Below are 22,206 nucleotides of genomic sequence, written 5' to 3'. Positions count from 1 at the left end.
TCATGCTCCGGGAGCTGTCTGCCAGCCCCAAAGTTCGAAAATCGCGCGCCCCTGTGCGCTGCGCAAAAACCTCACGAATGCACGTGCCGTGGCGTTGGCCTTGCCGCGTATCGTCAAGCCCACGCCGCAGTCGCGATATAGGCGGTACTGCCGCTGCAGTGGCACGACCTGCGCCAAGCCAGGATGCGCCAGCGCCCAGATGTTGTAGCTCAGCCATGCCTGGATCGCAGCATCGTCCTGCCAGCGCTTCAGCGCCAGTGCGCTGTTGGGCGCGGCATACACGATGTTGCGCCGGAACGCGCGCAGGGTGGCAATGCGCCCATCGCGACCGGCGATGTCTTCCCACAGGCCCACCTGCCCGGCGCCGTTGACCACCATCACCTTCATGCCGGGCCGCAGCAGGCTGCGGAACCCGGTGATGTGATCGGGATTGCCAGGGCGCACCAGGATCACCGCAGGACGCAGGTACAGCGGCTCGATCGTGCCCGCATCGAGCACGCCGGCGAGGTCGCGCTGGAAGTCGGCCATCATCGCCTCGGAGCCGGAATAGATCACATCGCCCGTCGCGCGCGCTGCATCCAGCCACTGCGGCGTCGGCCCGGCCGTGACCTGCACGCGCATGCCCGGGTGCAGCTTTTCAAACTCCGCAGCCGCGGCTTTCATCGCCGGGGCCGGACCACCAGGACCGAACACATGCACGCCCGCGGCGGCCATGCTGCTGCCGCTGAGCAGGATCAGGCTCAGCAGCAGCAATGACCGCCACGGGCGCACGCGTTTACTCCTTGGTGGCGTTGGCTGGCGCCGCCTTGAAGCCGTAGCGCTCGAAAATCTTCAGCGCCGTCGGCGAACGCAGGAACTGCAGCCACAGCTTGCCGGCTTCGGGATGCGGTGCGCCCTTCACCAGCGCCGCGCCATACACCGCCGTGGTGTTGTACTTGGCCGGGATGTCGACATGGCTGATCGGATGCCCGGCCTGCTCCTGGAAGATCGCCTCGGACTTCCAGGTGATGCCGGCTTCGCCCAGGCCCTGCATCAGGAACAGCGGCGTCTGCCGATGGTGGATGTGGGTGAGGATGGTCTGGCCGTCCTGCACCTTGGTGTCATACACCATCTTTTCCAGCGCCGGGCCACCGGCCTTGCGCAGGCTGGCTTCGATCTGCCGCGCCACGCCTTCCCAGGCCGGGTTCGGCATCACCAGACGCACGCCGGGCTTGCCCAGATCAGCGAGGCCGGTGATGTGTCCAGGGTTGCCCTTGGGCACCATGATGGTCAGGTCGTTGGTGACGTAGGGCACCGCCGGGGCCACCAGCTTGCCGGCCGCGATCTGCTCGTTGACCTTCTTCAGACCGGCTGCGTACACATCCGGCGGCACGGTGAAGGTCATGTTGCCCGAGGTGAAGGTGTTGCCCTGCTCCATGGCCTTGATCAGCAGGCCCGGCGGGATGGTCACGTAGAAGATCCTGCCGCGCAGCTCGGGGTGCTCGGCCTCGAAGGCCTGCACCAGCGGCGCCATGGCGAAGAAATAATTGCCGCCGACGTAGATCACCAGCCTGGGATCGTTGACGCTGCCGTGGAAATCGGGCATCGAATCAATTTCGGGGATGGTGAAGTCCAACCCTTTGTGCAGGGCCGGGTTGTTCGCGCCATGCGACCACGGCGGGTACAGGGTTTCGTTGTATTTGGGCGGCGTCACCGGATGACCGGTAGCGGCGGCCTGGGCGGCGCCGAAGCTCAGCGCGCCCAGCACGCACAGCGCCGCTGCAAGCAGGGATTTGCGATGCAGACTCATGCAGGATTCCTCGTCAGGCAATCGAACGACTCGGCGCGTTGCGCGCATGCCGCAAACGCGACCGCGCGCGGGGCGCGGTCGCGCGGGTCGGACTTACATGCGCATCAGCGCGTAGCCCTGGTTCTGCTGGATGACCAGCGTGGTCAGCGCCGACAGCGCCACCTTGATGTCCGGGTTGACCTCGGCCGGGGTGAAGTCCATGTCGCCCAGCGCGTTGCCGCACACCATCACGTTGACGCCGGCCTTCCTCAGATCCGCGATCACCGCGAGATTGGGATTGGGGTGGCCGAACTTGGCCATGTAGGCCTTCTCGCCCAGCGCGATCGGCGTTACGCCGCCATGGATGATCACCACGAATTTGAGATGGTTGAGCGGCACGCCGGCGGCGGCGAAAGTATTGATGCCGCGCGCGATGTGATCGAGCCCAGCGTTCACCTTGTCGGAGGCCGGATCACCCTTGGTCACATCGAACAGCGCCTTGTAGGTGGCCTTGGGGTTGGGACGGTCGACGGCCTCGGGCCAGATGTGCACCGGACCGTAGGCAGGAATCGCGGGTTTGACCCAGAAACCAGCCGGGTGCGCGGCGAACGCCGAAGCGGACAGTGCCATGGCTGCGGCCAGGGCGATCAGACGGGTGTGCATTTTCATAACAGCCTCCGTGTGGACACAAGGTTGGGTTGGAGCGGAATAGCCCATGGACCTTACGCCCCGATTGCGATGGGGGCCAGTCGAATTTCGGCATGTCGAATATAAGCAACACTGATGAAACACCCGCGCATGTTGCGGCGCAAAAGATCATTGCGGAGGCTTGCTCACGTCCACGCGCGCGCACCATGCAGGTGCGGCCTCGGGCCTGGCATGCGTGGGCAACGTCACCGGCTGCGCCATGCTTGATGTGCTGCGCACGCGCAATCCTCTGCGCGGCAACATCGCGCAGCGCGAGACGTTCATCGCCCAGCTCGCCACCCTGCGGCAATGGATGTGGCTGCGCACACATGCGCCGTCCTTGCCGCGGGACTGTTCGACGGCCTACCGGGACCTTCCGCACGCACTGGCGGTGCCAGGGCCCGCGGTGCGCATCGAAGGTGGCGACCTGGTGCTGCGAACGCGGCAAGGACGACCCGCAGTGTGGCGCCTGCCGCTGCCGCGCGCGCGGGCCAGCAAGGGCATGGCGAAGCCCGACCCATGACCCATGTCGGCGGCGTCGGCTACCATGCGCGCATGAGCGAGACTGCGCACGAGCCCACCACCCACTTCGGCTTCCGCGACGTGCCGATCGCCGAGAAGCAGCATCTGGTCGGCCAGGTATTCACCTCGGTCGCGCGCAATTACGACCTGATGAACGACTTGATGTCGTTCGGCGTGCACCGCTTGTGGAAGCGCTTTTTCGTCGCCACCAGCGGCGTGCGCGCGGGTGATCGCGTGCTGGATCTGGCCGGCGGCACCGGCGATATCGCCGCGCTGCTGCTGCCGGTGGTCGGCGCCACGGGACAGATCGTGATCGGCGACATCAACGCCGCCATGCTGCGCGTCGGGCGCGATCGCCTGCTCGATCGCGGCCTGCTGCAAGGTCTCGCGTTCCAGCAGATGAACGCCGAGGCGCTGCCCTTCGCCGACGCCAGCTTCGATGCGGTCACCATCGCCTTCGGCCTGCGCAACGTCACCGACAAGGATGCCGCGCTGCGCGAGATGCGGCGCGTGCTCAAGCCCGGCGGCCGCGCGCTGGTGTTGGAGTTCTCGCGCGTCACCCAGGACTGGCTGCGGCCGCTGTACGACCTGCACTCGTTCAAGGTGCTGCCGCGGCTGGGGCGCCTGTTCGCGCACGATGCCGACAGCTACCAGTACCTCGCCGAGTCGATCCGCAAGCATCCCGACCAGGCCACGCTCAAAGCCATGATGGAAAACGCCGGCCTTGAGTCGGTGAGCGTGCACAACCTCAGCGCCGGCATCGTCGCCATCCACCGCGGCTACAAGCTTTGATCGATGCAGTGGGTCGCCCGCGCGACCCGGTGTGTTTCCGCGCCGCGGATCGAATCAGATGGCCTGCGACGGCGCCGGTTGGACGCGCCGCGCACCCAGCGCCATGAACGCCAGCGCACCCGCCAGGGATGGCAGCAGCAGCGTGCCGATGCGCCACAGCAACACCGCGCTGGCCGCACTGCTGGCCGGCATCAGCGTGCTCAACACCAGACCCAGGGCCAGTTCGGCGCCACCGGCGCCAGCCGGCGCGCCGGTCCACTGCGCGGCGTGCAGGGCGACGCCTTGCAGCAGCAGCAGCAATGCGAATGGCAGCGCATGCCCGAGACTGATCAGGATCAGCGCCAGCACGCCGTAGCGTGCGCACCACTGCACGGTCGCCAACAGCAACTGCGGCAGCCACAAACGCACGCCGCCGCGGGCCAGCTCGCGCAAGCTCTTGCGCAAGTCGCGCCATGCGCGCCGCCAGCGCGGCCGGCGCCGGCTCAACACGCACAGCCAGCGCAACAGGCGTTGACGCAACAGCCAGACCAGCCCCAGTGCCAGCAGCAGCAGGCCACTGGCCAGCCAGGCGCCATCACGCAGCGCCGGAACCCGGGTCTCGAAGGTCAGCGCCAGCGCCGCCAGCGGCAAGGCGAGGGCGAAGAACAACGCATCGAACAGCGGATCGGCCGCGCTCACTGCCAGCGCGGCCGGCAGCGGCACGCCGGCGCGACGCAGCAGCCACACCGAAGCCGGCGGCCCACCGGCGCCACCCGGAGTCAGCGCATACGCGGTTTCGGTGGCCAGCGACGCGGCGAGGTTGACGCCAACGCCCGGCGCCGCGCCCAGATGGCGCAGCAGCAATTGCTGACGCGTCGCACGCGCCAGCGCCGCCAGACCCGCCAACAGCACCATGCCAGCCCACCCGGCGCGCGAAAAATCCAGACTGGCGCGCAGCGCCGCCATGCCCCCCCAAGCCAGCGGCAAGGCCACGGCCAGCACCAGCGCCAGCGCGCCAAGCCCGAAGGTGCCGAAGCGCCGCATCATGCCGCGTGCTCCGCGCTCGGCACCATGCGCGACATGCGCAGGGCCGCCGCCTTGGTGCTGCACGCGCGCTGCGCCAGCAACTCGCGCAGCACGTCGCGCCAGGCACGCAGCAGCGCCGGATGCGCCACGTCCGCCGGGTGCAGGCCCACGCGCAGCAGCGGCGCCGCGCGCGTGGCGTGCAGCATCGCCGTCAGCCAGACGCGGCTGGCACCGCGGCGCCACGCGCTGCGCGGGGAGGCGGTCAGCACCGGCGCAGCGTGGCGCGTCGCCTGCGCCAGGTCGTACAACGCGCGATGATCCGAGGTCCACGCATAACCCGCCGCACGCAGCGCTCGCCACGTACCGACACTGGCCAGCCACGCCGGCGCCACGAAACCCTCGACACGCAAGCCCGCCGCGCCGAGCAGTTCGCGGCCACGCGCCAGACGCGGCGCCGCGGCGCTTTCGTCGAGCGCGGCGAACTCGCCTTCGCCGGCGGTCAGCACGCGCCGGCGCAACCACGCCACTGGCGTGCGTGGCGCCGGTGCCTGATCCAGATGCACCAGGCCGTGCTGCGCCAACTCGTCGCCGCGCGTCGCACGCTGCTGCAGCACCCGCACCACGGCGGGCGCGTGCTCGAAGCCGCCGCGCGCGTGGAAATCGGGCACCAGCAACAGCGTCAGCGCATGCGCATTCAGTGCGTCGAGTTCATCCAGCCAGACGCGACACGCATCCCACGTCGCCGGCGCCACATCGTGCAGAGCGATGCACAGCACGCCGTTCACAAGGACACGTCCGCCGCCGCAGCGGTAGCGATGCGCGGCGACTGCCGCAGCGCGCGGTAAAGCGCCAGTTGCTGCGCGATCACGCGCGGCCAGGCGTAGTCGCGTTCGACGCGTGCGCGCGCCGCAGCACCCAGCGCACCGCGATCGCACGCATACAGTGCCGTGATCGCTTCGGCCAGCGCCTCGGCGGTGGCCGCGCGCGCCAGCACGCCGACCTCGGCATCGACCAGTTCGGGCAAGGCGCCAGCCGGGACCGCTACGACCGGACGCGCGCAGGCGAAGGCTTCCAGCACCACCATGCCGAAGGTCTCCTGCGTGCCGGCGTGCAGCAGCGCGTCGCAACTGGCGTACAGACGCGCCAGGCGCGCCGTGTCAGGCTCGTAGGGCAGCACCGTGGTATGCGCATCCAGGCGCCGCGCGGTCGCGCCACCGACCAGCAGCAGGTGATACGGCGCGCCCAGTCGGCCCACGGCAGCGCGCAGCATGGGAATGTTCTTCTCCGCCGCCAGACGCCCGGCGAACAGCAGCAGGCGCGCGCGCGCGGGCAGGCCCAGTTCGGCGCGCAGATCCGCGTCGGCGCGCGCGGGGTGAAATGCCTCGGCATCGACGCCCAGTGGTTGCACCTCGATATTCGCGATGCCGGCTGCGGCCAGCCGCGCAGCAATGACCCGGCTCGGCGCCAGCACCGCATCGAAGCGCGCATACAAGCGTCGCAGCCAGGCTTCGGCGCCACGCACACCGGATCGACCCAAGTATCGCCCGAGCAGGCGCGGCAGATCGGAATGCGCGAACGCTAGCGCGGGGATGCCCATGCGCGCGGCGGCCTCGATGCTGGCCACGGCAGGCAGATACGGGTCGCCCACCTCGATCACGTCCGGCGCCAGTGTCAGCAATGCATCGCGCCATGCCTTGCGGCGCAGAGGCCAGCGGTAGCCGGCGCGTCCGGGCAGCCGCGGACATGCCAACGTGGCGATGCCACCTGCGATCAGCGCATCGCGCGGGCCCGGTACCAGCAGCGTGTGGCTGATGCCATCCATCTGCGTCAAGCAGCGTCGCTTTTCATGCAGATAACGCTTCACTCCGCCACTGTGCGGCGCATAGAACAATGTCGTGTCGAGAATATGCATGGCGGATGGTGGCGGCGTTTACGCGATTATTCTCCAATTGCCCCTGTGCGCGCGGATGACAGATCCATATCAGCACCAAACGCTCACGGGCGGTTCTTACGACTGCTCTAAACTGGTGCAATGTTTACCGCCGACGTGCACACCCTGTGCGAACACATGGCCACCGGACTGGGCGTGTTCGATGCCGACTTGCGCCTGCGCTGGGCCAATCCGGCGCTGGACGAGCGCATCGGGCGCAGCCTCGCGCGCAGCCGTGGCGTCGCGCTGGCCGAACTGGCGCCCGGCCTGCTCGATGCCGCGCAGCGCTGTCTGCGCGAACGCCGGCGTCTGCATTTGCGCGAGATCATGCTCGGCAGCACGCCGTTGCTGCAGGCGCCGGCCGAAGCGCTGCTGCAACCACTGGCCGATGGCGCACTGCTGCTGGAATTGCCGCCCGCCGCGACTGCCGGCGGCGCGGACTACGGCCGCGGCCTGCGCACGCTCGCGCACGAATTGCTGAATCCGCTGGCCGGCATGCGCGGCGCGGCGCAATTGCTGGAACGCGATGCCGCGGCGCCCGCGCAGCGCGAGCTGGCCTGCCTGATCCGCGAGGAGGCTGACCGCCTCGCGGCGCTCGCCGCGCGCCTGCTGCGCCCGCCCAGCACGGCCAGCCAGTGCGCCTTTGACGTGCATGAGCCGCTGCAGCGCGTCGCCGCATTGCTGGCCGTGCAACCCGATGCGCCACGCGTGCTGCGCGATTACGACCCCAGCCTGCCACCGGCGCAAGGTGACGCGGAGCGCATCCTGCAATTGCTCTTGAATCTGGCGCGCAACGCGCAAGAAGCCGGCGCGCGCACGCTGATCCTGCGCACGCGCGCCGAAATCGGCACGCGCCTGCCCGGCGGCCACCGCGTGCTGCGCATCGAAGTGCATGACGACGGTAACGGCGTGGCACCCGAACTGCGCGCGTGCCTGTTCGAGCCGTGGGTATCCGGACACAGCGACGGCACCGGGCTGGGCCTGGCGCTGGCGCGCGCCATCGCGCGCGAGCACGGCGGTGAACTGGACTACGCGCCTGCCGATCCAGGCAGCCAGTTCGTGCTGCGTCTGCCGCAGGCCGGGGCCGCGTCGTGAGCGCGGCGCTGATCTGGATCGTCGAGGACGACCGCGCGCTGCGCACCGTGCTGGCACGCGCGCTCGAACAAGCGGGCTTCGCGGTGCGCACATTCGCTGATCTGGGCAGCGCACGTGCCGCGCTGGACGGCGCGCTGCCGGGCCTGATCCTCAGCGACCTGCGCCTGCCCGATGGTGACGGCTGCACGCTGCTCGACGCGCTCGCCGCGCGCGGCGCCAGCGTGCCAATGCTGGTCATGAGCGCCTACACCGACATCGCCAGCACCGCGGCGGCGTATCGCGCCGGGGCCATCGATTACCTGGCCAAGCCGTTTGATCTGGATGTGGCGATCGCCAGCATCCGTCGTGCGCTGGCACCCGCGTCGGGCGAGGCTGCACCCGAACCGGCGCCGGCGCATCCGCTGCTGGGTCAGAGCGCGGTCATGCGCGAGGTGTTTCGCCTGATCGGGCGCATCGCCGCCAGCGATCTGACCGTGCTGATCACCGGCGCCACCGGCACCGGCAAGGAGCTGGTTGCGCGCGCGCTGCACGAAGAAAGCGCTCGCCGCCTGCGTCCGTTCGTGGCGCTGAACACGGCCGCGATTCCGGCCGAGCTGCTGGAGAGCGAACTGTTCGGCCACGAGGCCGGGGCCTTCACCGGCGCGCTGCGGCGCAACGCCGGACGTTTCGAGCAGGCTGCCGGTGGCACGCTGTTCCTGGACGAGATCGGCGACATGCCGCTGGCGCTGCAGACGCGCCTGCTGCGCGTGCTGGCCGGAGGCGAGTACTACCGCGTCGGTGGCCGCGAGCTGCTGCGCAGCGATGTACGCGTGCTCACGGCCACGCACCAGGATCTCGCGGCCAAAGTCGCCGCCGGCAGTTTTCGCGCCGATTTGCTGCACCGGCTCGACGTGGTGCGCATCGAACTGCCGCCGCTGGCGCAGCGGCGCGAGGACATCGCGTTGCTGGCGCGGCATTTCCTCGGCAACGCGGCACTCGAGCTCAAACTGCCGCCCAAGCGCTTTTCCAGCGCCGCGCTGCGCACGCTGACGCAGATGGAGTTTCCCGGCAACGTGCGCCAGCTGGAAAACCTGTGCCGGCGCCTGGCGGTGATCGCACCGGGCCGGGAAATCCAGCCGCAGGATCTGGGCAGTGGCGGTGCGCCACCGGTACTGACCGGCGCGGACTGGACGCATGCGCTGGCCGCGTGGGCACGCACCGCGCTGACTTCCGGCGACGCGGCCCGTCTGCACGCGCAAGCACGCGCCGCGCTCGATCGCACCTTGCTGGAGGTGGCGCTGGAGCTGAACCAGGGCCATCGCCAGAATGCCGCCGCCGCGCTGGGCCTCGGCCGCAATACGCTGACCCGCAAACTCGGCGCTTCGCGACGGCGCCAACCCAAACCGGAACCAGGACCATGATGCACGACGCACAACTCCTCATCCGCGATGCAACGTCCGGTGACCACGCCTTTCTGGTCGATTGCGCCGCGGCGATGGCGCTGGAAACCGAGCACAAGCAGCTCGACCCGGCGCGTCTGGCGCACGGCGTGCGCACGCTGCTGGCGCAGCCGGCACGCGGGTTTTATCTGATCGCCGAACGCGCCGGCACGCGCGCCGGCACGCTGATGGTCACCTATGAATGGAGCGACTGGCGCGGCGGCGACTTCTGCTGGATCCAGAGTGTCTACGTATTGCCCGAAGCACGTCGCGGCGGTGTCTATCGCGCCTTGCACGCAGCCACACAAGCACGCGCACGCAACGCCGGCGCCGTGGGTTTGCGTCTTTATGTCGAGCAGGACAATACGCACGCGCAACGCACTTACGCCGCGCTGGGCATGCAGCGCACCACCTATGCGATGTTCGAGCAGGAATTCACGTCGCAATGAGCGCGCGCCGCAGCGCACTCGCGGCGCGGGGCGACTGCGGCTAGGCTGGGTGCCGTAATCATTTCGTGAGGCATGCGCCATGCGTCGTATCCCTGTCGCCAGTGCCCTGCTGCTGGGCTTGTTGCTGAGTTTTTCCGCGCCGGCAGCCGATGTCGCGGCCACTTTGGCTGCACGGCCGGAGCTGTCGCGCTTCGCTGCCGCACTCAAGGCAAGTGGGCTGGATGCACGTCTGCGGCAAGGCCATTGGACGCTGTTCGCGCCCGACGATGCCACCGTCGCATTGCCGCTGCCACCGTTTCGCGCAGCACAGCTGCCGGCGCTGCGCGACTGGCTGGCGCACCATCTGGTGCCGGGGCACGTGGCCCCCGGCACGGCGCGGATCGGGCAGGCGCCGCGCGCGCTGGCCGGCAACAGCGTGCAGTTGCAGGCGATCGGCGGACCATTGCTGGCTGGCGACGCGCCGGTGCGCGGCGCGGCCGTTCCAGCCGACAACGGCCTGATTTACGTGCTCACGCAGCCGTTGCTGCCGTTCACGCCCTGACCGTCACGCACGGGCTCCGTGTCGCAGGCGGCTGCCATGCTGGCATCCAGCCATTCGACTTCCGTCGTGCGCGCCTGTAACAGGTTGCGCAGCGCCAGGCCATTGGCCGCATCCAGACCGTGCCACCAGGCACGCGGCAACAGCGCCGGCAAGCCGGGCATCCGGTCAGCGTTGCGCAACGCCACGGCGCGCGCGGGTTGTTCGCGCCAGGCTGCGAGCATGCGATCCAGGGTGCCCGGATCGGTGGCGGCGCGATCGCACGGCACGAGCAGCACGCTTGCGCAGGCATGCGGCAAGACCGCCAGCGCTGCGCGCAAAGCCGCGCCCTGCGCCATGCCGCGGCGCACCGGCAGACAGCGCAGCGGCAGGCCGTGCAAGACGACTTCCAGCGCCGTGTGGTCATCGGCGGGCACGCTGACGATTAGCGCGGCCGGCTGGGTGGCCAGGGCGCGGCGCGCGATCTCGCGCAGCAGCGGTTCACCTTGCTGCGCGGCCAGGGCATCGGTCTGCAAGCCGCCACGCAGGGAAATGCCCGATGCGAGTAGTACCGCGCCGTGTGTGGATGCGTCGACGGTGGTCTTGGCGTGTTCGCGCGTGCCACGCAATCGCTGGATCAGTTGCCGCATACCGATGCACCCGTTCAATCGCGGCGCATGCTAACAGCAACGATCTGCGCGGCGCTGGTGCGCGCGCCTGGTCAGGCCGGCAGCGCGTAGGCCTTCAGGCGCGCGGCATACTGCTGCAACACCGAGATGCCGCTGGCTTCGGCCTCGCGCACCCACTGCTGCAGATTCTTCAGCGCCTGCTCGGGCACACGCTGATCAAGGGCTGCCAACAACCGCGCACGAAATTCAACGACGGTGCGCAAAGTCGGGCGACGCTCGATCAGCGTTTGCATGCGCGCGCGGCCTTCACCATCCAGCCAGCGTCCGCCGTCGGCCAGCGCGCGGCGCAGCTTGGCCGGCACGCCGCGCACACACTCGCTGGCCTGCGCTGCTTCGTCCCTGAGCGTCGGCATGATCACCTGCCGGTAGTAATCGGTGAGCGCATGGAAGCGATGCGTGAGCACGGCCCTGAGTGTTTCGGAATCAGGCAGATGCACGTTGGGGCGCACATCGAGCGAAGGCGCGACACGCAACACCTTGGCCAGGCGCAGCGCCTGCAGGCAGCGAATCACCACCCAGCCGATGTCGACCTCGAACTTGCGCAGCGCGAACTTGGCCGAGCTTGGAAACGCATGGTGGTTGTTGTGCAGCTCTTCGCCGCCGATCCACAGACCCCACGGCGAAAGATTGGTCGAGGTATCCGCCGACTCGAAGTTGCGGTAGCCCCAGTAATGACCGAGTCCATTGACGAAACCGGCCGCCCAGAATGGAATCCACAGCATCTGGATGGCCCAGATGGCCAACCCCCAGAAACCGAACAGCGCGACGCTGAGCAGCGCCAGCAAGGTCGGGCCGGCATCCGGGAAGCGCGCATACAGATGGCGTTCGATCCAGTCGTCCGGCGTGCCGCGTCCGTACTTTTCCTCGATCGCCTTGTCATTGGCAGCAACGCGATACAGCTCCACGCCCTGCCAGAACACGCGTTTGATGCCGAACACCATCGGGCTGTGCGGATCATCCGCGGTCTCGACGCGGGCGTGGTGCTTGCGGTGTACCGCCACCCATTGCTTGGTGACCATGGCCGTGGTCAACCAGGCCCAGAAACGGAAGAAGTGCGCGATGAGCGGGTGGAAATCCACGCCGCGGTGCGCCTGGCTGCGATGCAAGTACAGCGTGACCGAGAGAATGGTCAGTTGTGTCACCACCAACAGGTAGATCGCCATACTGCCGAGACCGGCATTGACAAGGCCGTGCGCGAAAAAGTTGAGCAAGCTGTCGAACATGGAAAAATCACGCAATCGCAAAGAGTGCAAAGTCTAGACCCCGCGCGCCTTACCTGCCAGCACGGTTGCAGTGCGCGGCGTCTGCCCGTGACAATCCGTCCCATGTCGTCGCTCCCACCCAGGCTCGCCCTGCATGCGGTCAGCCGCCGCCGCGCCGGCCGCATGGTGCTCAAGCCCACCACGCTGCATCTGGCCGCGGGCGAGGTACTGGGCCTGCTCGGGGTCAATGGCGCCGGCAAAACCACCACGCTGATGCTGATGGCCGGCATCCTCGCGCCGAGTAACGGACGCGTGGAACTGAATGGCGCCGATCTGGGTGAAGTTCCGCAATGCGCGCGCCGCCACATCGGCTATCTGCCCGAGCATGCGCCGCTCTGGCCGGAGCTCACGGTGCGCGAGCAACTGGATGCGCACGGCGCACTGCGCGGCCTGCGCGGCGCGGCGCTGAGCGCGCCGCGCGACACCCTGCTGCTGCGCCTGGATCTGGCGCCGCTGGCCAAGCGCCTGTGCGCGCAGTTGTCGCTGGGCCAGCGCCAGCGCGTCGGCCTGGCCTGCGCGTTGTTGCATCAGCCTGATGTCCTGATCCTCGACGAGCCCGGCACCGGCCTGGATCCGGTGCAAACCGAAAATCTGCGCGTGCTGCTGCGCGAACGCGCCGCCGCGGGCGCCGCGATCGTGTTGTCCACGCATCTGCTGGCCGAGGTCACCGCGCTGTGCACGCGCGTGGCGATCCTGCATCAAGGCGAACTGCGCCACGACGCGCCGCTGCATACCGGCGCAGCGGCCTGGCGCGTGACGCTCGGCGTGAATCAGGCCGAGCCGGCACGCGCCGCGCTGAACGCACTGGCCGCAGCAATCGAGATCGAGGACACGCAGCACGTGCGTGTGCAGTTGCATCGTGACGCGGATGCCGCGCTGCTGGTGCGCACCCTGGTCGGCGCCAATCTGGCCCTGCTCGGGCTGGAGCCGGCCACGCCGCCGCTGGCGCGTGTGTTCATGGATATCGCCGCCAGCGGCAGCGAGCACGCTGCATGAGCCTGCTGGCGGTACTGCGCCTGGAACTGCGCCGCCTGCTGCTGCGTCCGTGGCCATGGCTGCTGGCCGCGGCGGTTCTGGCCTGGCTGGGCTGGAACGAACTGCTCGCCGTGGGCGCAATCCTGGATGCGCAGGACCGCCTCGCGCTATTGCCGGCCGCGCCCGGCATCACCGATATCGTCGCGGTGCCGCTGCTGGCGCAATTCGCCGAGATCGCGTTGCTGCTGGTGCCGCTGCTGAGCATGCAGGCCCTGGCGGGCGAACGCCGCGCCGGCACGCTGGCGCTGCTGCTGGCGCAAGGCCTGCCGGCGCGCAGCATCGTGCTGGGCAAGTATCTGGCGCAGCTATTGTGGCTGTGGGCGCTGCTGGCGCTGGTCGTGCTGCTGCCCTTGCTGCTGGCGCCGGCGACGCATCTGGATTGGGGCAAGCTGGCCGCAGCCACGCTGGGCATCGCACTGCTGCTGGCCGGGCTGCTCGCGGTGGGCGTGGCCTGCTCCAGCTACACACGGCAACCGCCACTGGCGGCGGCGCTGGCACTGGCACTGACGCTGGCGCTGTGGGCCGGCGTGGCGCAAGGACGCGCGCCGCAACTGGCCGGACCTGTGCTGGGCTGGATCAGCCTGCCCACGCATTTGCAGCCGCTGCTGCGCGGCTGGGTCAGCACCGACGACCTCGCGTATTTCGGCATTCTGATTGCGCTGGCGCTGAGCATCGCCACGCACCGCCTCGGCCGCGAACGGGAGCTCGGCTGATGCGCGCACGTCTCGACGGCCTGCTGTTCTACACACTGCTGCTGCTCGCGGCGGCGGCACTGGGCTATCTGAGCACGTGCTACGCCACGAGCTGGGACTGGACATACGCTGCGCGTGCCAGCATCGCGCCGCAGAGCATCGCAGTGCTGCACGAACTCAAACAGCCGCTGCAGGTCACCAGCTATGTCGACCCGGGCAGCGCTTTGCGCGCGACCATCAGCGGCTTCATCGCGCGTTACCAGCGCTACAAGCCGGATCTGACGTTGCGCTTCATCGATCCGGCCACTGATCCCGCCGCGATTCGCGCCGCCGGCATCAGCGTCGATGGCGAACTGGTGTTGCGCTATGGCGATCGCAGCCTGCACCTGACGCAATTGTCCGATCAGAGCTTTACTGACGCGCTGGCGGATCTGGCGCGTGGCGGCACGCGCCTGGTCGCGTTCGTCACCGGTGACGGCGAGCGCAGCGCCGATGGCCGCGCCAACGCGGACCTCGGCAGTTTCATGGCGCAGATGGCGGCGCAAGGCGTGCGTGCGCTGCCGCTGAATTTCGCGCAGGTGGCCAGCGTGCCGCAGAACGCCAATCTGGTGGTGCTGGCCAGTCCACTGGCGCAACTGGCGCCGGGCGCGACACAGGCGCTGGTGCATTGGTTGCATGACGGCGGCAATCTGTTGTGGCTGACGGATCCGGGCAGCGAACATCTCGGCCTGGCACCACTGGCGAAAGAGCTCGGCATCCGCGCGCTGCCTGGCGAGATCATCGACCCCAGCGGCGCTGCAGCCGGCGTGCGCGATCCGCGCGTGCTCGTGGTCAGTCACTATCCGCCCGATCCGATCACGCGCGACTTCGCGTTGGACACCGCTTTCCCCGGCGTCGTCGCATTGGCTCGCACGCAAGGCAACTGGAAGTACACGCCACTGCTGGTGTCCTCGCCACAGAGCTACACCGCCGCGGCTGGCGTTGGCGCAGCGCCGGCTTATGCGGCCAGCGCCGGCGACCTGCGCGGTCCGCTGGATTTCGGTTTCACGCTGACGCGGCTGTCGGCCAATCCGCTGCACACGGAGCAGCGCGTGGTGGTGATCGGCGACGGCGATTTCCTCTCCAATACCTTTCTCGGCAATGGCGGCAATGCGGCGCTGGGCGCGCGCATTTTCGACTGGCTGCTGGGCGACGATACGCTGGTGCACTTGCCACCGCGCACCGCTCCCGACCGTCACCTGAACATCGGCCAGCGCGGCCTGAACGCACTGACCCTGACGCTGATCGCGCTGCCGCTGTTGCTGCTGGCGCTGGCCAGTGCGCTGTGGCTGCGCAGGCGGCGCCGTTGATGCAACGACGCCTGCGCGCGCGCGTCCTGCTGTTGGTTGTCGTTGCGGCACTGTTGGCCGCGGCTGGCTGGTCGTGGCGTCAGCAACAGGCACAGCACGATGCGCAACGTCTCCTGGCGCTGGCACCGCGAGCGATCAAGCGCATCGCGCTGCAATTGCCCGGCATGGCCATGCAGCGCTTCGTCAAGCTCGACGGCACCTGGTGGCTGCAAGGCACACCACCACGGCGTGCGGCTTCCGCACCACTCGCTGCGCTGACGCAAATCGCCGCCGCACCGGTGTCGCGCTGGCTGCCGGCGCAGGTCGTGCATGCGCATCGCCTCGGGCTGGCCCCGCCGTTGGCGGTACTGTGGCTGGACGACACGCGCCTGGCCTTCGGCGGCCTGACGCCACTGGCGCCGCTGCGCTATGTGCAGATACCCGATGGCCGCGTGGCATTGATCTCGGCACGCTACAGTCCCTACCTCGGTGCTGACAACACGCAATCACCCGCGCATGCCGGAACTCCCTGAAGTCGAAACCACACGCCGCGGCCTGCAGCCCCACGTCGAGGGCAGGCGCGTGCTGAACGTGGTCCTGCGCCGCGCGGATTTGCGCTGGCCGATCCCGGCAGCCATCGAGCGTGTCCTGCCGGGACAGCGGATCGGCGCCATCGAGCGCCGTGCCAAATATCTGCTGCTGCACACGCAGGCAGGCAGCGCGCTGATTCATCTGGGCATGTCAGGCGCGCTGCGCGTCCTGGCGCCGGGCGTGCCCGTCGGTTCACACGATCACTACGACCTGCTCCTGGATACCGGGCGCGTGCTGCGCTACACCGATCCGCGCCGCTTCGGCTGTCTGCTGTGGCAAGCGCCTGGCACGCTGCATCCGCTGCTGGCAGAACTCGGCCCGGAGCCACTTGCGGCGGATTTCGATGGCGACTATTTGTGGCGCCGCGCGCATGACCGCAGCGCACCGATCAAAACATTTTTGATGGATCAACGCATCGTGGTGGGTGTGGGCAACATCTACGCGGCCGAGGCCCTGTTCACGGCCGGCATCCATCCGCTGCGTGCTGCCGGGCGCGTGAGCCGGGCACGATGTGCGGCACTGGCGGATGCGGTCAAGCGCATCCTCGAGCATGCGATTGCCCGCGGCGGCACCACGCTGCGCGATTTCATCTCGCCCGACGGATTGCCCGGCTACTTCGAGCAGGAACTCACGGTGTACGGCCGCGCCGGTCTGCCGTGCAAGCGCTGTGGCCACACGGTCAACATGATCACCTTGGGCCAGCGCAGCAGTTTCTATTGCCCGCACTGCCAGCGCTGAAGCGCACGTCGCGGCGCGACAACAAACGACCGGGGGCCTGGCAACGGCCGCCTGCTCATCGCGCCGCGCATGGTTCAGAAGCGGTAGCCGAGGCTCATCCCGTAAACCAGCGGATCGATCTTCACCGTGCCGACCTTGGCACCATTGACCTTGACGTCTGGCTGGATGTCGATCCAGTACAGGTCAGCCGTGGCCAGCCAGCGTTCGCCGAGTCGGAAATCCACACCGGCATGCGCAGCCAATCCGTAGCTGTTGTCGACCTTCAGGCTGGCACCGGCCAATGGGCCGTAAGTACGCGTGCTGAAGAAATGAGTCATGTTCAGACCAGCGCCCAGAAACGGCGAGATCGCACTGTCGGGCATGAAGTGCCAGTTCAATGTGATCGTCGGTGGCAATTGCTTGGTGGTGCCGGCCTTGACGCCGTTGAGCTTGATTTCGTGTTCGAACGGCCATGCCGCCTGCACCCACAAGCCCAGGTTCTTGTTGAACATGTATTCAACGCTGAAGGTTGGTTTGGTATCGCTGCTGACGCGGGCCGCCAAGGTGCCACCGACCAGACTGCCATTGTTGGATTTCGGGTCCACCGTGTGGGCGCCAAAGCGCACGACCCACGGAGTGGCAACTTGTGCGAAGCCCGCACCCGACAGGCTCAAGCCGGCCAGCAGGACGGTGGTAATCAGGGTCTTTTTCATGCGGTCTCCTGGATAGTTGTGGCTTGGTATCGAGGTCGCGGGCGCGATTGCACCCGCTGCAGCCAGTCTCGGCTGCGCACGCCTCCGGTGACTTGACCCGGATCAACTGCCCTGTGCGCGCGACAAGCCGCCGCAGGATGTCGAAAAAGTAATGCGTACGACGCGTCAGCGTAGGCAGTCCTACGGCATCGTGGTCGCAGTCTGCGCGGGGTTTTCATGGTTCATATTCTGGTCAGTTGGCTGCACTGGCTTGGCATGCTGCTCCATGCTCACGCCGCCGCGACCGCCGGCTGCGCGCCAAAAGCTGCCGATGCGCCCTCGATCGCGTTCATCGTGCAGCGCGCCGAAATGACCAGCGGCGGTTATGCGGTGGCGCTGAACAGCGCTTGCCGCCACGGCGCCCGCGTGCTCAGCGTGACCACGGTCGCACCCCGGCGTCTGGCTGTGGTGCTCATGGCGCGCAAGGATGGCACCCTGCTTGACCTGCGTTGGCAAAGTCACTGGCAGCGCTGGCTGCACGACGATGAGATGCAGGCGGTGCGCGGGGAACGCCCGTCGCTCGATCTTGTCCAAGCATTGCGTCGCGTCTCGCCCTACGGCATGGTCACGACTGCCCGCCTACGGTACGAGGGTTCCCGGCCACTCTGGTCCTTCACGGTCGATAATGCGGGCAGCAACCAGATCTGGAAGGTCGAGTCCGTGAAAGGCCGCGTGTTGATCGCCAGCAACAATTGACACGCCCAGCGCCAGTCGGCGCAACGTTCCGGCATTTCGAGGTGTTCCATGCGTATTCTGGTGGTTGAGGACGATGGCGAGACCCGCGACTGGATCGCGCGCGGGCTCGAAGAAGAGGGCTATCACGTCGAAACTGCCGACGATGGCCACGAAGGTTTGTTCATGGCGACCCAAGGTGCGTTTGATGCGCTGGTGGTGGATCGCATGTTGCCCAAACTGGATGGTCTTGGCCTGGTCAAGGCACTGCGCGCGGCCGACCTGCGTTCGCCAATCATCATGCTCACGGCGCTGATCGAGACTCCGCAACGTGTCGAGGGACTCAACGCCGGTGCCGATGACTACCTCGGCAAACCGTTCGCGTTCACCGAACTGGTCGCGCGCCTGCAGGCATTGGGTCGTCGCCCGCCACTGGCCGCAGTACAAACCACGTTCGAGGCCGGCCCATTGCGGCTGGATGTGGCCAGCCGCACCGTCACTCGCAACGGCGAGACAATGGATCTCACCCCGACCGAGTTCCGCCTGCTGGAAAGTCTCATGCGCCATGCCGGCAAAGTGGTGACACGCACCATGCTGCTGGAGCAGGTCTGGCATTTCCATTTCGATCCGCGCACCAGCGTCGTCGAAACCCATATGTCGCGACTGCGCGCCAAGATCGATCGTGGCTGGAATGGTAGTGAGCTGATCGAAACCGTCCGCGGCTACGGATATCGCGTGCGTGTCGACGGCGTCAGCGAATAAATCCAGCAGTTTCTTTCGCCTCAGCCTGCTGCTGGCGGGTCTGTTTGCGCTGGCCTCGCTGCTGATGGCGGGTGCGCTGTACGTGAGTGTGACCCGCAACGTGCGCGAGCGCCTGCATGAGGATATTCGCACGGATGCACTGGATCTGGCCTCGCTGGCCTCGCATTTCGGTGCATCTGCGCTGCGCAGCGAAATCGAGCAACGCGTGGACCTGCATACTCCGCTACCGCGCTGGTACGCCTTGTTCGCGCCCAATGGCCAGCGTCTGGCGGGCAATCTCGCCTGGCGGCCGCCGGGTCCGGGCTGGTGGCATCGCCCATTTCGCGCGCGCCCATCACCGACGGGGCATCTTGCCCCCGTGCATACGTTGACGCTGCTTGCCCTTGGCACTGCGCAGGGCGATTTGCTCGTGGTCGGCCGCGATCGCACCTACATCGACGAGCTTGAAGCGAGCTACGGGCGCGCCTTCGCCGGCGTCCTGCTGCTGACCGTCGGTATTGCACTGGCGCTGGGTGCGCTGATCGGCCGGCGCATGCTGCGTCGTGTCTCGGCCATGAGTGACACCGCTGCGGCCATCAGCGCCGGACAATTGTCCAGGCGCATGCCGGTACGCGGCAACGGCGACGAATTCGACCGTATCGCGCAAACCGTCAACGAGATGCTGAAGCGCATCGAGACGCTGCTGGGTGAAATGCGGCGTATCGGCGCAGATATCGCGCATGATTTGCGCACGCCACTGACGCATCTGCGCCGCAGATTGGAATCAGCGCGCGCGCACCCACCCGCAACGGGTATCGAACTTGACACTCTGCTCGAGGATGCCCTGCAGGAAATCGATGAGCTGCTGCTGATCTTTCAGGCCTTGCTGCGCATCGCACGTGTGGAATCAGGCGAAGCCCGTGCAGATTTTGTCGCTATTGATCTCGGCGCCTTGCTCACCGAATTGGCCGACGCTTATTCACCGGTGGCCGAAGCCGAGGGCCGCCATCTCGATCTCAGCCTGCAGCCCAACATCGTGGTGCTGGGTGATCGCGAACTGCTGGTGCAAGCTTTTGTCAATTTGATCGAGAACGCGATCCGGCATACGTCCGAGGGGGCACGCATTCAACTGAAAATTCATCGCGTGGCGCAAAGCGTCATCGCCAGTGTTGCTGATAACGGTCCAGGCATCCCGATTGCAGATCGCGACGATGTATTGCAGCCGTTTCGGCGCCTGGACCGCAGCCGGCATACACCGGGCAATGGCCTAGGTCTGGCGCTTGTGCGTGCCGTGGCTGAGCTCCACGATGCCGAACTCACGCTCACCGATAATACCCCGGGGCTTTGCGTGAACCTGCATTTTGCATTATTCGAAAGGAAAGCCTGACAAGGTGACACAGGCCAAGTGATCTTCCCCAAAGCCGACGGGCCGATCGACTGATCGGCCCGTTGGGGGTATGAAGACCTTGGCGGTGACCTACTCTTGCATGGCTAGAGCCACACTACCATCGGCGCAGGTGCGTTTCACTTCCGAGTTCGGGATGGGATCGGGTGGGACCACACCGCTGTAGCCGCCAAGGAGGGGGAGCGGGCGGCGCTCAGAGCGCCGGCCCGGCAGGGGGTGGGAAGTGACAAGTGTGACTCTGGGTCGGCGTGACGCCGAGGCGAAGCACTTTGGGGTTATATGATCAAGCCGCGCGGATCATTAGTACGCGTAAGCTGAACGCATTGCTGCGCTTACACATCGCGCCTATCAACCAGGTCGTCTACCTGGGTCCTTCAGGAGCCTTGAGGCTCGGGAGATCTCATCTTGGGGCGTGCTTCCCGCTTAGATGCTTTCAGCGGTTATCACTTCCGTTCATAGCTACCGGGCAATGCCTCTGGCGAGACAACCCGAACACCAGCGGAACGTCCACTCCGGTCCTCTCGTACTAGGAGCAGCCCCCCTCAAATCTCCAACGCCCACGACAGATAGGGACCGAACTGTCTCACGACGTTCTGAACCCAGCTCGCGTACCACTTTAAATGGCGAACAGCCATACCCTTGGGACCGACTACAGCCCCAGGATGTGATGAGCCGACATCGAGGTGCCAAACACCGCCGTCGATATGAACTCTTGGGCGGTATCAGCCTGTTATCCCCGGAGTACCTTTTATCCGTTGAGCGATGGCCCTTCCATACAGAACCACCGGATCACTAGGACCTACTTTCGTACCTGCTTGATCCGTCGATCTCGCAGTCAAGCGCGCTTATGCCCTTGCACACAGTGCACGATGTCCGACCGTGCTGAGCGCACCTTCGTGCTCCTCCGTTACTCTTTGGGAGGAGACCGCCCCAGTCAAACTACCCACCACACGCGGTCCCTGACCCGGATCACGGGTCGAGGTTAGAACGTCAAGCACATCAGGGTGGTATTTCAACGTTGGCTCCATGCGATCTGGCGACCACACTTCAAAGCCTCCCACCTATCCTACACAGACGAACTCAACGTTCAGCGTGAAGCTATAGTAAAGGTTCACGGGGTCTTTCCGTCTTGCCGCGGGAACGCTGCATCTTCACAGCGATTTCAATTTCACTGAGTCTCGGGTGGAGACAGCGCCGTTGTCGTTACGCCATTCGTGCAGGTCGGAACTTACCCGACAAGGAATTTCGCTACCTTAGGACCGTTATAGTTACGGCCGCCGTTTACCGGGGCTTCGATCAAGAGCTTCGCTTGCGCTGACCCCATCAATTAACCTTCCGGCACCGGGCAGGCGTCACACCCTATACGTCCACTTTCGTGTTTGCAGAGTGCTGTGTTTTTGATAAACAGTCGCAACGGCCAGTTCACTGCGACCCGCAGCTGCTCAGTGACGCACGTCACCACAGCCACGGGCGTACCTTCTCCCGAAGTTACGGTACCATTTTGCCTAGTTCCTTCACCCGAGTTCTCTCAAGCGCCTTGGGATTCTCACCCTGCCTACCTGTGTCGGTTTGCGGTACGGTCGTCGTCATCTGAAGCTTAGAGGTTTTTCCTGGAAGCGTGGCATCAGTGACTTCGTCCCATGCGGGACTCGTCTCGGTGCTCGGTGTATGAACCCCCGGATTTGCCTAAGGGTTCCACCTACCGCCTTTCCCCGGGACAACCAACGCCCGGTACACCTAGCCTTCTCCGTGACCCCATCGCAATGACGAGCGGTGCGGGAATATTAACCCGCTTCCCATCGACTACGCATTTCTGCCTCGCCTTAGGGGCCGACTCACCCTGCGCCGATGAACGTTGCGCAAGGAAACCTTGGGCTTTCGGCGTGCGGGCTTTTCACCCGCATGATCGTTACTCATGTCAGCATTCGCACTTCCGATACCTCCAGCATGCCTTACGACACACCTTCGCAGGCGTACGGAACGCTCCTCTACCGCGCACACGATGTGTGCACCCCGAGCTTCGGTACATCGCTTAGCCCCGTTAAATCTTCCGCGCAGGCCGACTCGACCAGTGAGCTATTACGCTTTCTTTAAAGGGTGGCTGCTTCTAAGCCAACCTCCTGGCTGTTTTTGCCTTCC

At 66.7% G+C, this 22,206-nt stretch carries 23 protein-coding genes and 2 rRNA genes (1 of these 25 running past the window's edge); 14 read left to right on the top strand and 11 right to left on the bottom strand.

Annotated features, from left to right (window positions below; genetic code table 11):
* The 3 genes from Mschef_RS03570 to Mschef_RS03560 form a co-directional block, all read right to left on the bottom strand.
* A complete protein-coding gene (locus Mschef_RS03570; protein WP_197686711.1) occupies nucleotides 1-771 on the bottom strand; it encodes a substrate-binding domain-containing protein in 771 nt (256 codons plus the stop codon).
* Nucleotides 772-775: 4 nt separating this feature from the next.
* Nucleotides 776-1,789 (bottom strand): substrate-binding domain-containing protein, encoded by a 1,014-nt coding sequence (locus tag Mschef_RS03565; protein WP_081126425.1) that lies wholly within the window; start codon nucleotides 1,787-1,789, stop codon nucleotides 776-778.
* Between the two features lie 93 nt (nucleotides 1,790-1,882).
* Complete coding sequence (locus Mschef_RS03560; protein ID WP_168708834.1) at nucleotides 1,883-2,437, bottom strand: DsrE family protein; 555 nt, start codon at nucleotides 2,435-2,437, stop codon at nucleotides 1,883-1,885.
* Between the two features lie 160 nt (nucleotides 2,438-2,597).
* On the opposite strand from Mschef_RS03560, the gene Mschef_RS03555 reads away from it, so the two are divergent.
* Entirely contained in the window at nucleotides 2,598-2,978 is a 381-nt protein-coding gene (locus Mschef_RS03555; RefSeq protein ID WP_081126423.1) for a hypothetical protein, read from the top strand.
* Between the two features lie 32 nt (nucleotides 2,979-3,010).
* Nucleotides 3,011-3,769 carry a bifunctional demethylmenaquinone methyltransferase/2-methoxy-6-polyprenyl-1,4-benzoquinol methylase UbiE gene (ubiE, locus tag Mschef_RS03550; RefSeq protein WP_081126815.1) on the top strand — a complete coding sequence of 253 codons (759 nt, stop codon included), beginning with the start codon at nucleotides 3,011-3,013 and terminating at the stop codon, nucleotides 3,767-3,769.
* Between the two features lie 54 nt (nucleotides 3,770-3,823).
* Here ubiE and Mschef_RS03545 read toward each other — a convergent pair whose 3' ends face one another.
* The 3 genes from Mschef_RS03545 to Mschef_RS03535 are packed head-to-tail and all read right to left on the bottom strand — an operon-like array spanning nucleotide 3,824 to nucleotide 6,686.
* Nucleotides 3,824-4,795 carry a flippase-like domain-containing protein gene (locus tag Mschef_RS03545; RefSeq protein ID WP_136256264.1) on the bottom strand — a complete coding sequence of 324 codons (972 nt, stop codon included), beginning with the start codon at nucleotides 4,793-4,795 and terminating at the stop codon, nucleotides 3,824-3,826.
* On the bottom strand, nucleotides 4,792-5,559 hold the full coding sequence (locus Mschef_RS03540; RefSeq protein ID WP_081126421.1) for a DUF2334 domain-containing protein: 768 nt from the start codon (nucleotides 5,557-5,559) through the stop codon (nucleotides 4,792-4,794). The genes Mschef_RS03545 and Mschef_RS03540 overlap by 4 nt, the downstream gene beginning before the upstream one ends.
* Entirely contained in the window at nucleotides 5,556-6,686 is a 1,131-nt protein-coding gene (locus Mschef_RS03535) for a glycosyltransferase (RefSeq protein ID WP_081126420.1), read from the bottom strand. Before Mschef_RS03535 ends, Mschef_RS03540 begins: the two co-directional genes overlap by 4 nt.
* A 156-nt stretch (nucleotides 6,687-6,842) precedes the next feature.
* Between Mschef_RS03535 and Mschef_RS03530 the strand changes: the two genes are divergently transcribed.
* The 4 genes from Mschef_RS03530 (at nucleotide 6,843) to Mschef_RS03515 (ending at nucleotide 10,207) form a co-directional block, all read left to right on the top strand.
* Nucleotides 6,843-7,799 carry a two-component system sensor histidine kinase NtrB gene (locus tag Mschef_RS03530; protein WP_081126814.1) on the top strand — a complete coding sequence of 319 codons (957 nt, stop codon included), beginning with the start codon at nucleotides 6,843-6,845 and terminating at the stop codon, nucleotides 7,797-7,799.
* Nucleotides 7,796-9,199, top strand: coding sequence for a nitrogen regulation protein NR(I) (ntrC, locus tag Mschef_RS03525; RefSeq protein ID WP_081126419.1), 1,404 nt, complete (start codon nucleotides 7,796-7,798; stop codon nucleotides 9,197-9,199). The genes Mschef_RS03530 and ntrC overlap by 4 nt, the downstream gene beginning before the upstream one ends.
* Nucleotides 9,196-9,666, top strand: coding sequence for a GNAT family N-acetyltransferase (locus Mschef_RS03520; protein WP_338093170.1), 471 nt, complete (start codon nucleotides 9,196-9,198; stop codon nucleotides 9,664-9,666). The genes ntrC and Mschef_RS03520 overlap by 4 nt, the downstream gene beginning before the upstream one ends.
* Before the next feature lie 79 nt (nucleotides 9,667-9,745).
* Nucleotides 9,746-10,207, top strand: a complete 462-nt coding sequence (locus tag Mschef_RS03515) for a fasciclin domain-containing protein (RefSeq protein ID WP_081126418.1) — start codon at nucleotides 9,746-9,748, stop codon at nucleotides 10,205-10,207.
* Here the strand turns inward: Mschef_RS03515 and Mschef_RS03510 are convergent.
* The gene (locus Mschef_RS03510) at nucleotides 10,168-10,833 is read right to left on the bottom strand and encodes an NTP transferase domain-containing protein (protein WP_081126417.1); all 666 of its coding nucleotides are present in this window, start codon (nucleotides 10,831-10,833) and stop codon (nucleotides 10,168-10,170) included. The genes Mschef_RS03515 and Mschef_RS03510 overlap by 40 nt on opposite strands.
* 71 nt (nucleotides 10,834-10,904) lie before the next feature.
* Nucleotides 10,905-12,095, bottom strand: coding sequence for a DesA family fatty acid desaturase (locus Mschef_RS03505; protein WP_081126416.1), 1,191 nt, complete (start codon nucleotides 12,093-12,095; stop codon nucleotides 10,905-10,907).
* 102 nt (nucleotides 12,096-12,197) lie between these two features.
* On the opposite strand from Mschef_RS03505, the gene Mschef_RS03500 reads away from it, so the two are divergent.
* Genes Mschef_RS03500 through mutM form a run of 5 tightly spaced genes read left to right on the top strand, consistent with a single transcriptional unit; the run spans nucleotide 12,198 to nucleotide 16,518 of the window.
* The gene (locus Mschef_RS03500; RefSeq protein ID WP_136256262.1) at nucleotides 12,198-13,130 is read left to right on the top strand and encodes an ABC transporter ATP-binding protein; all 933 of its coding nucleotides are present in this window, start codon (nucleotides 12,198-12,200) and stop codon (nucleotides 13,128-13,130) included.
* Nucleotides 13,127-13,882, top strand: a complete 756-nt coding sequence (locus Mschef_RS03495) for an ABC transporter permease subunit (protein WP_081126415.1) — start codon at nucleotides 13,127-13,129, stop codon at nucleotides 13,880-13,882. The genes Mschef_RS03500 and Mschef_RS03495 overlap by 4 nt, the downstream gene beginning before the upstream one ends.
* Nucleotides 13,882-15,210, top strand: coding sequence for a GldG family protein (locus Mschef_RS03490; protein WP_081126414.1), 1,329 nt, complete (start codon nucleotides 13,882-13,884; stop codon nucleotides 15,208-15,210). Before Mschef_RS03495 ends, Mschef_RS03490 begins: the two co-directional genes overlap by 1 nt.
* Nucleotides 15,210-15,722, top strand: coding sequence for a hypothetical protein (locus Mschef_RS03485; RefSeq protein WP_136256261.1), 513 nt, complete (start codon nucleotides 15,210-15,212; stop codon nucleotides 15,720-15,722). Before Mschef_RS03490 ends, Mschef_RS03485 begins: the two co-directional genes overlap by 1 nt.
* Entirely contained in the window at nucleotides 15,706-16,518 is an 813-nt protein-coding gene (gene mutM / locus Mschef_RS03480; RefSeq protein WP_081126412.1) for a bifunctional DNA-formamidopyrimidine glycosylase/DNA-(apurinic or apyrimidinic site) lyase, read from the top strand. The genes Mschef_RS03485 and mutM overlap by 17 nt, the downstream gene beginning before the upstream one ends.
* Before the next feature lie 74 nt (nucleotides 16,519-16,592).
* On the opposite strand, the gene Mschef_RS03475 is transcribed toward mutM, so the two are convergent.
* On the bottom strand, nucleotides 16,593-17,210 hold the full coding sequence (locus Mschef_RS03475; protein ID WP_081126411.1) for an OmpW/AlkL family protein: 618 nt from the start codon (nucleotides 17,208-17,210) through the stop codon (nucleotides 16,593-16,595).
* Nucleotides 17,211-17,543: 333 nt separating this feature from the next.
* Here Mschef_RS03475 and Mschef_RS03470 point away from each other — a divergent pair, with 333 nt between their 5' ends.
* The 3 genes from Mschef_RS03470 to Mschef_RS03460 are packed head-to-tail and all read left to right on the top strand — an operon-like array spanning nucleotide 17,544 to nucleotide 20,049.
* Complete coding sequence (locus tag Mschef_RS03470) at nucleotides 17,544-17,945, top strand: hypothetical protein (RefSeq protein WP_136256260.1); 402 nt, start codon at nucleotides 17,544-17,546, stop codon at nucleotides 17,943-17,945.
* A gap of 48 nt (nucleotides 17,946-17,993) precedes the next feature.
* The gene (locus Mschef_RS03465) at nucleotides 17,994-18,683 is read left to right on the top strand and encodes a response regulator transcription factor (protein ID WP_081126409.1); all 690 of its coding nucleotides are present in this window, start codon (nucleotides 17,994-17,996) and stop codon (nucleotides 18,681-18,683) included.
* Nucleotides 18,661-20,049: a HAMP domain-containing sensor histidine kinase gene (locus tag Mschef_RS03460; protein WP_081126408.1), complete on the top strand. Its 1,389-nt coding sequence runs from the start codon at nucleotides 18,661-18,663 to the stop codon at nucleotides 20,047-20,049. The genes Mschef_RS03465 and Mschef_RS03460 overlap by 23 nt, the downstream gene beginning before the upstream one ends.
* Nucleotides 20,050-20,126: 77 nt before the next feature.
* On the opposite strand, the gene rrf is transcribed toward Mschef_RS03460, so the two are convergent.
* Together rrf and Mschef_RS03450 are read right to left on the bottom strand one after the other, a co-directional pair.
* Nucleotides 20,127-20,241 (bottom strand): 5S ribosomal RNA (gene rrf / locus Mschef_RS03455).
* Nucleotides 20,242-20,346: 105 nt separating this feature from the next.
* Nucleotides 20,347-22,206, bottom strand: a 23S ribosomal RNA gene (locus Mschef_RS03450) (it continues 1,015 nt past the right edge of the window).

The organism is Metallibacterium scheffleri (assembly GCF_002077135.1).
GTDB lineage: Bacteria > Pseudomonadota > Gammaproteobacteria > Xanthomonadales > Rhodanobacteraceae > Metallibacterium > Metallibacterium scheffleri.
Note: the sequence above shows the minus strand (reverse complement) of the source record. Positions and strands in the feature narration are given on the sequence as shown.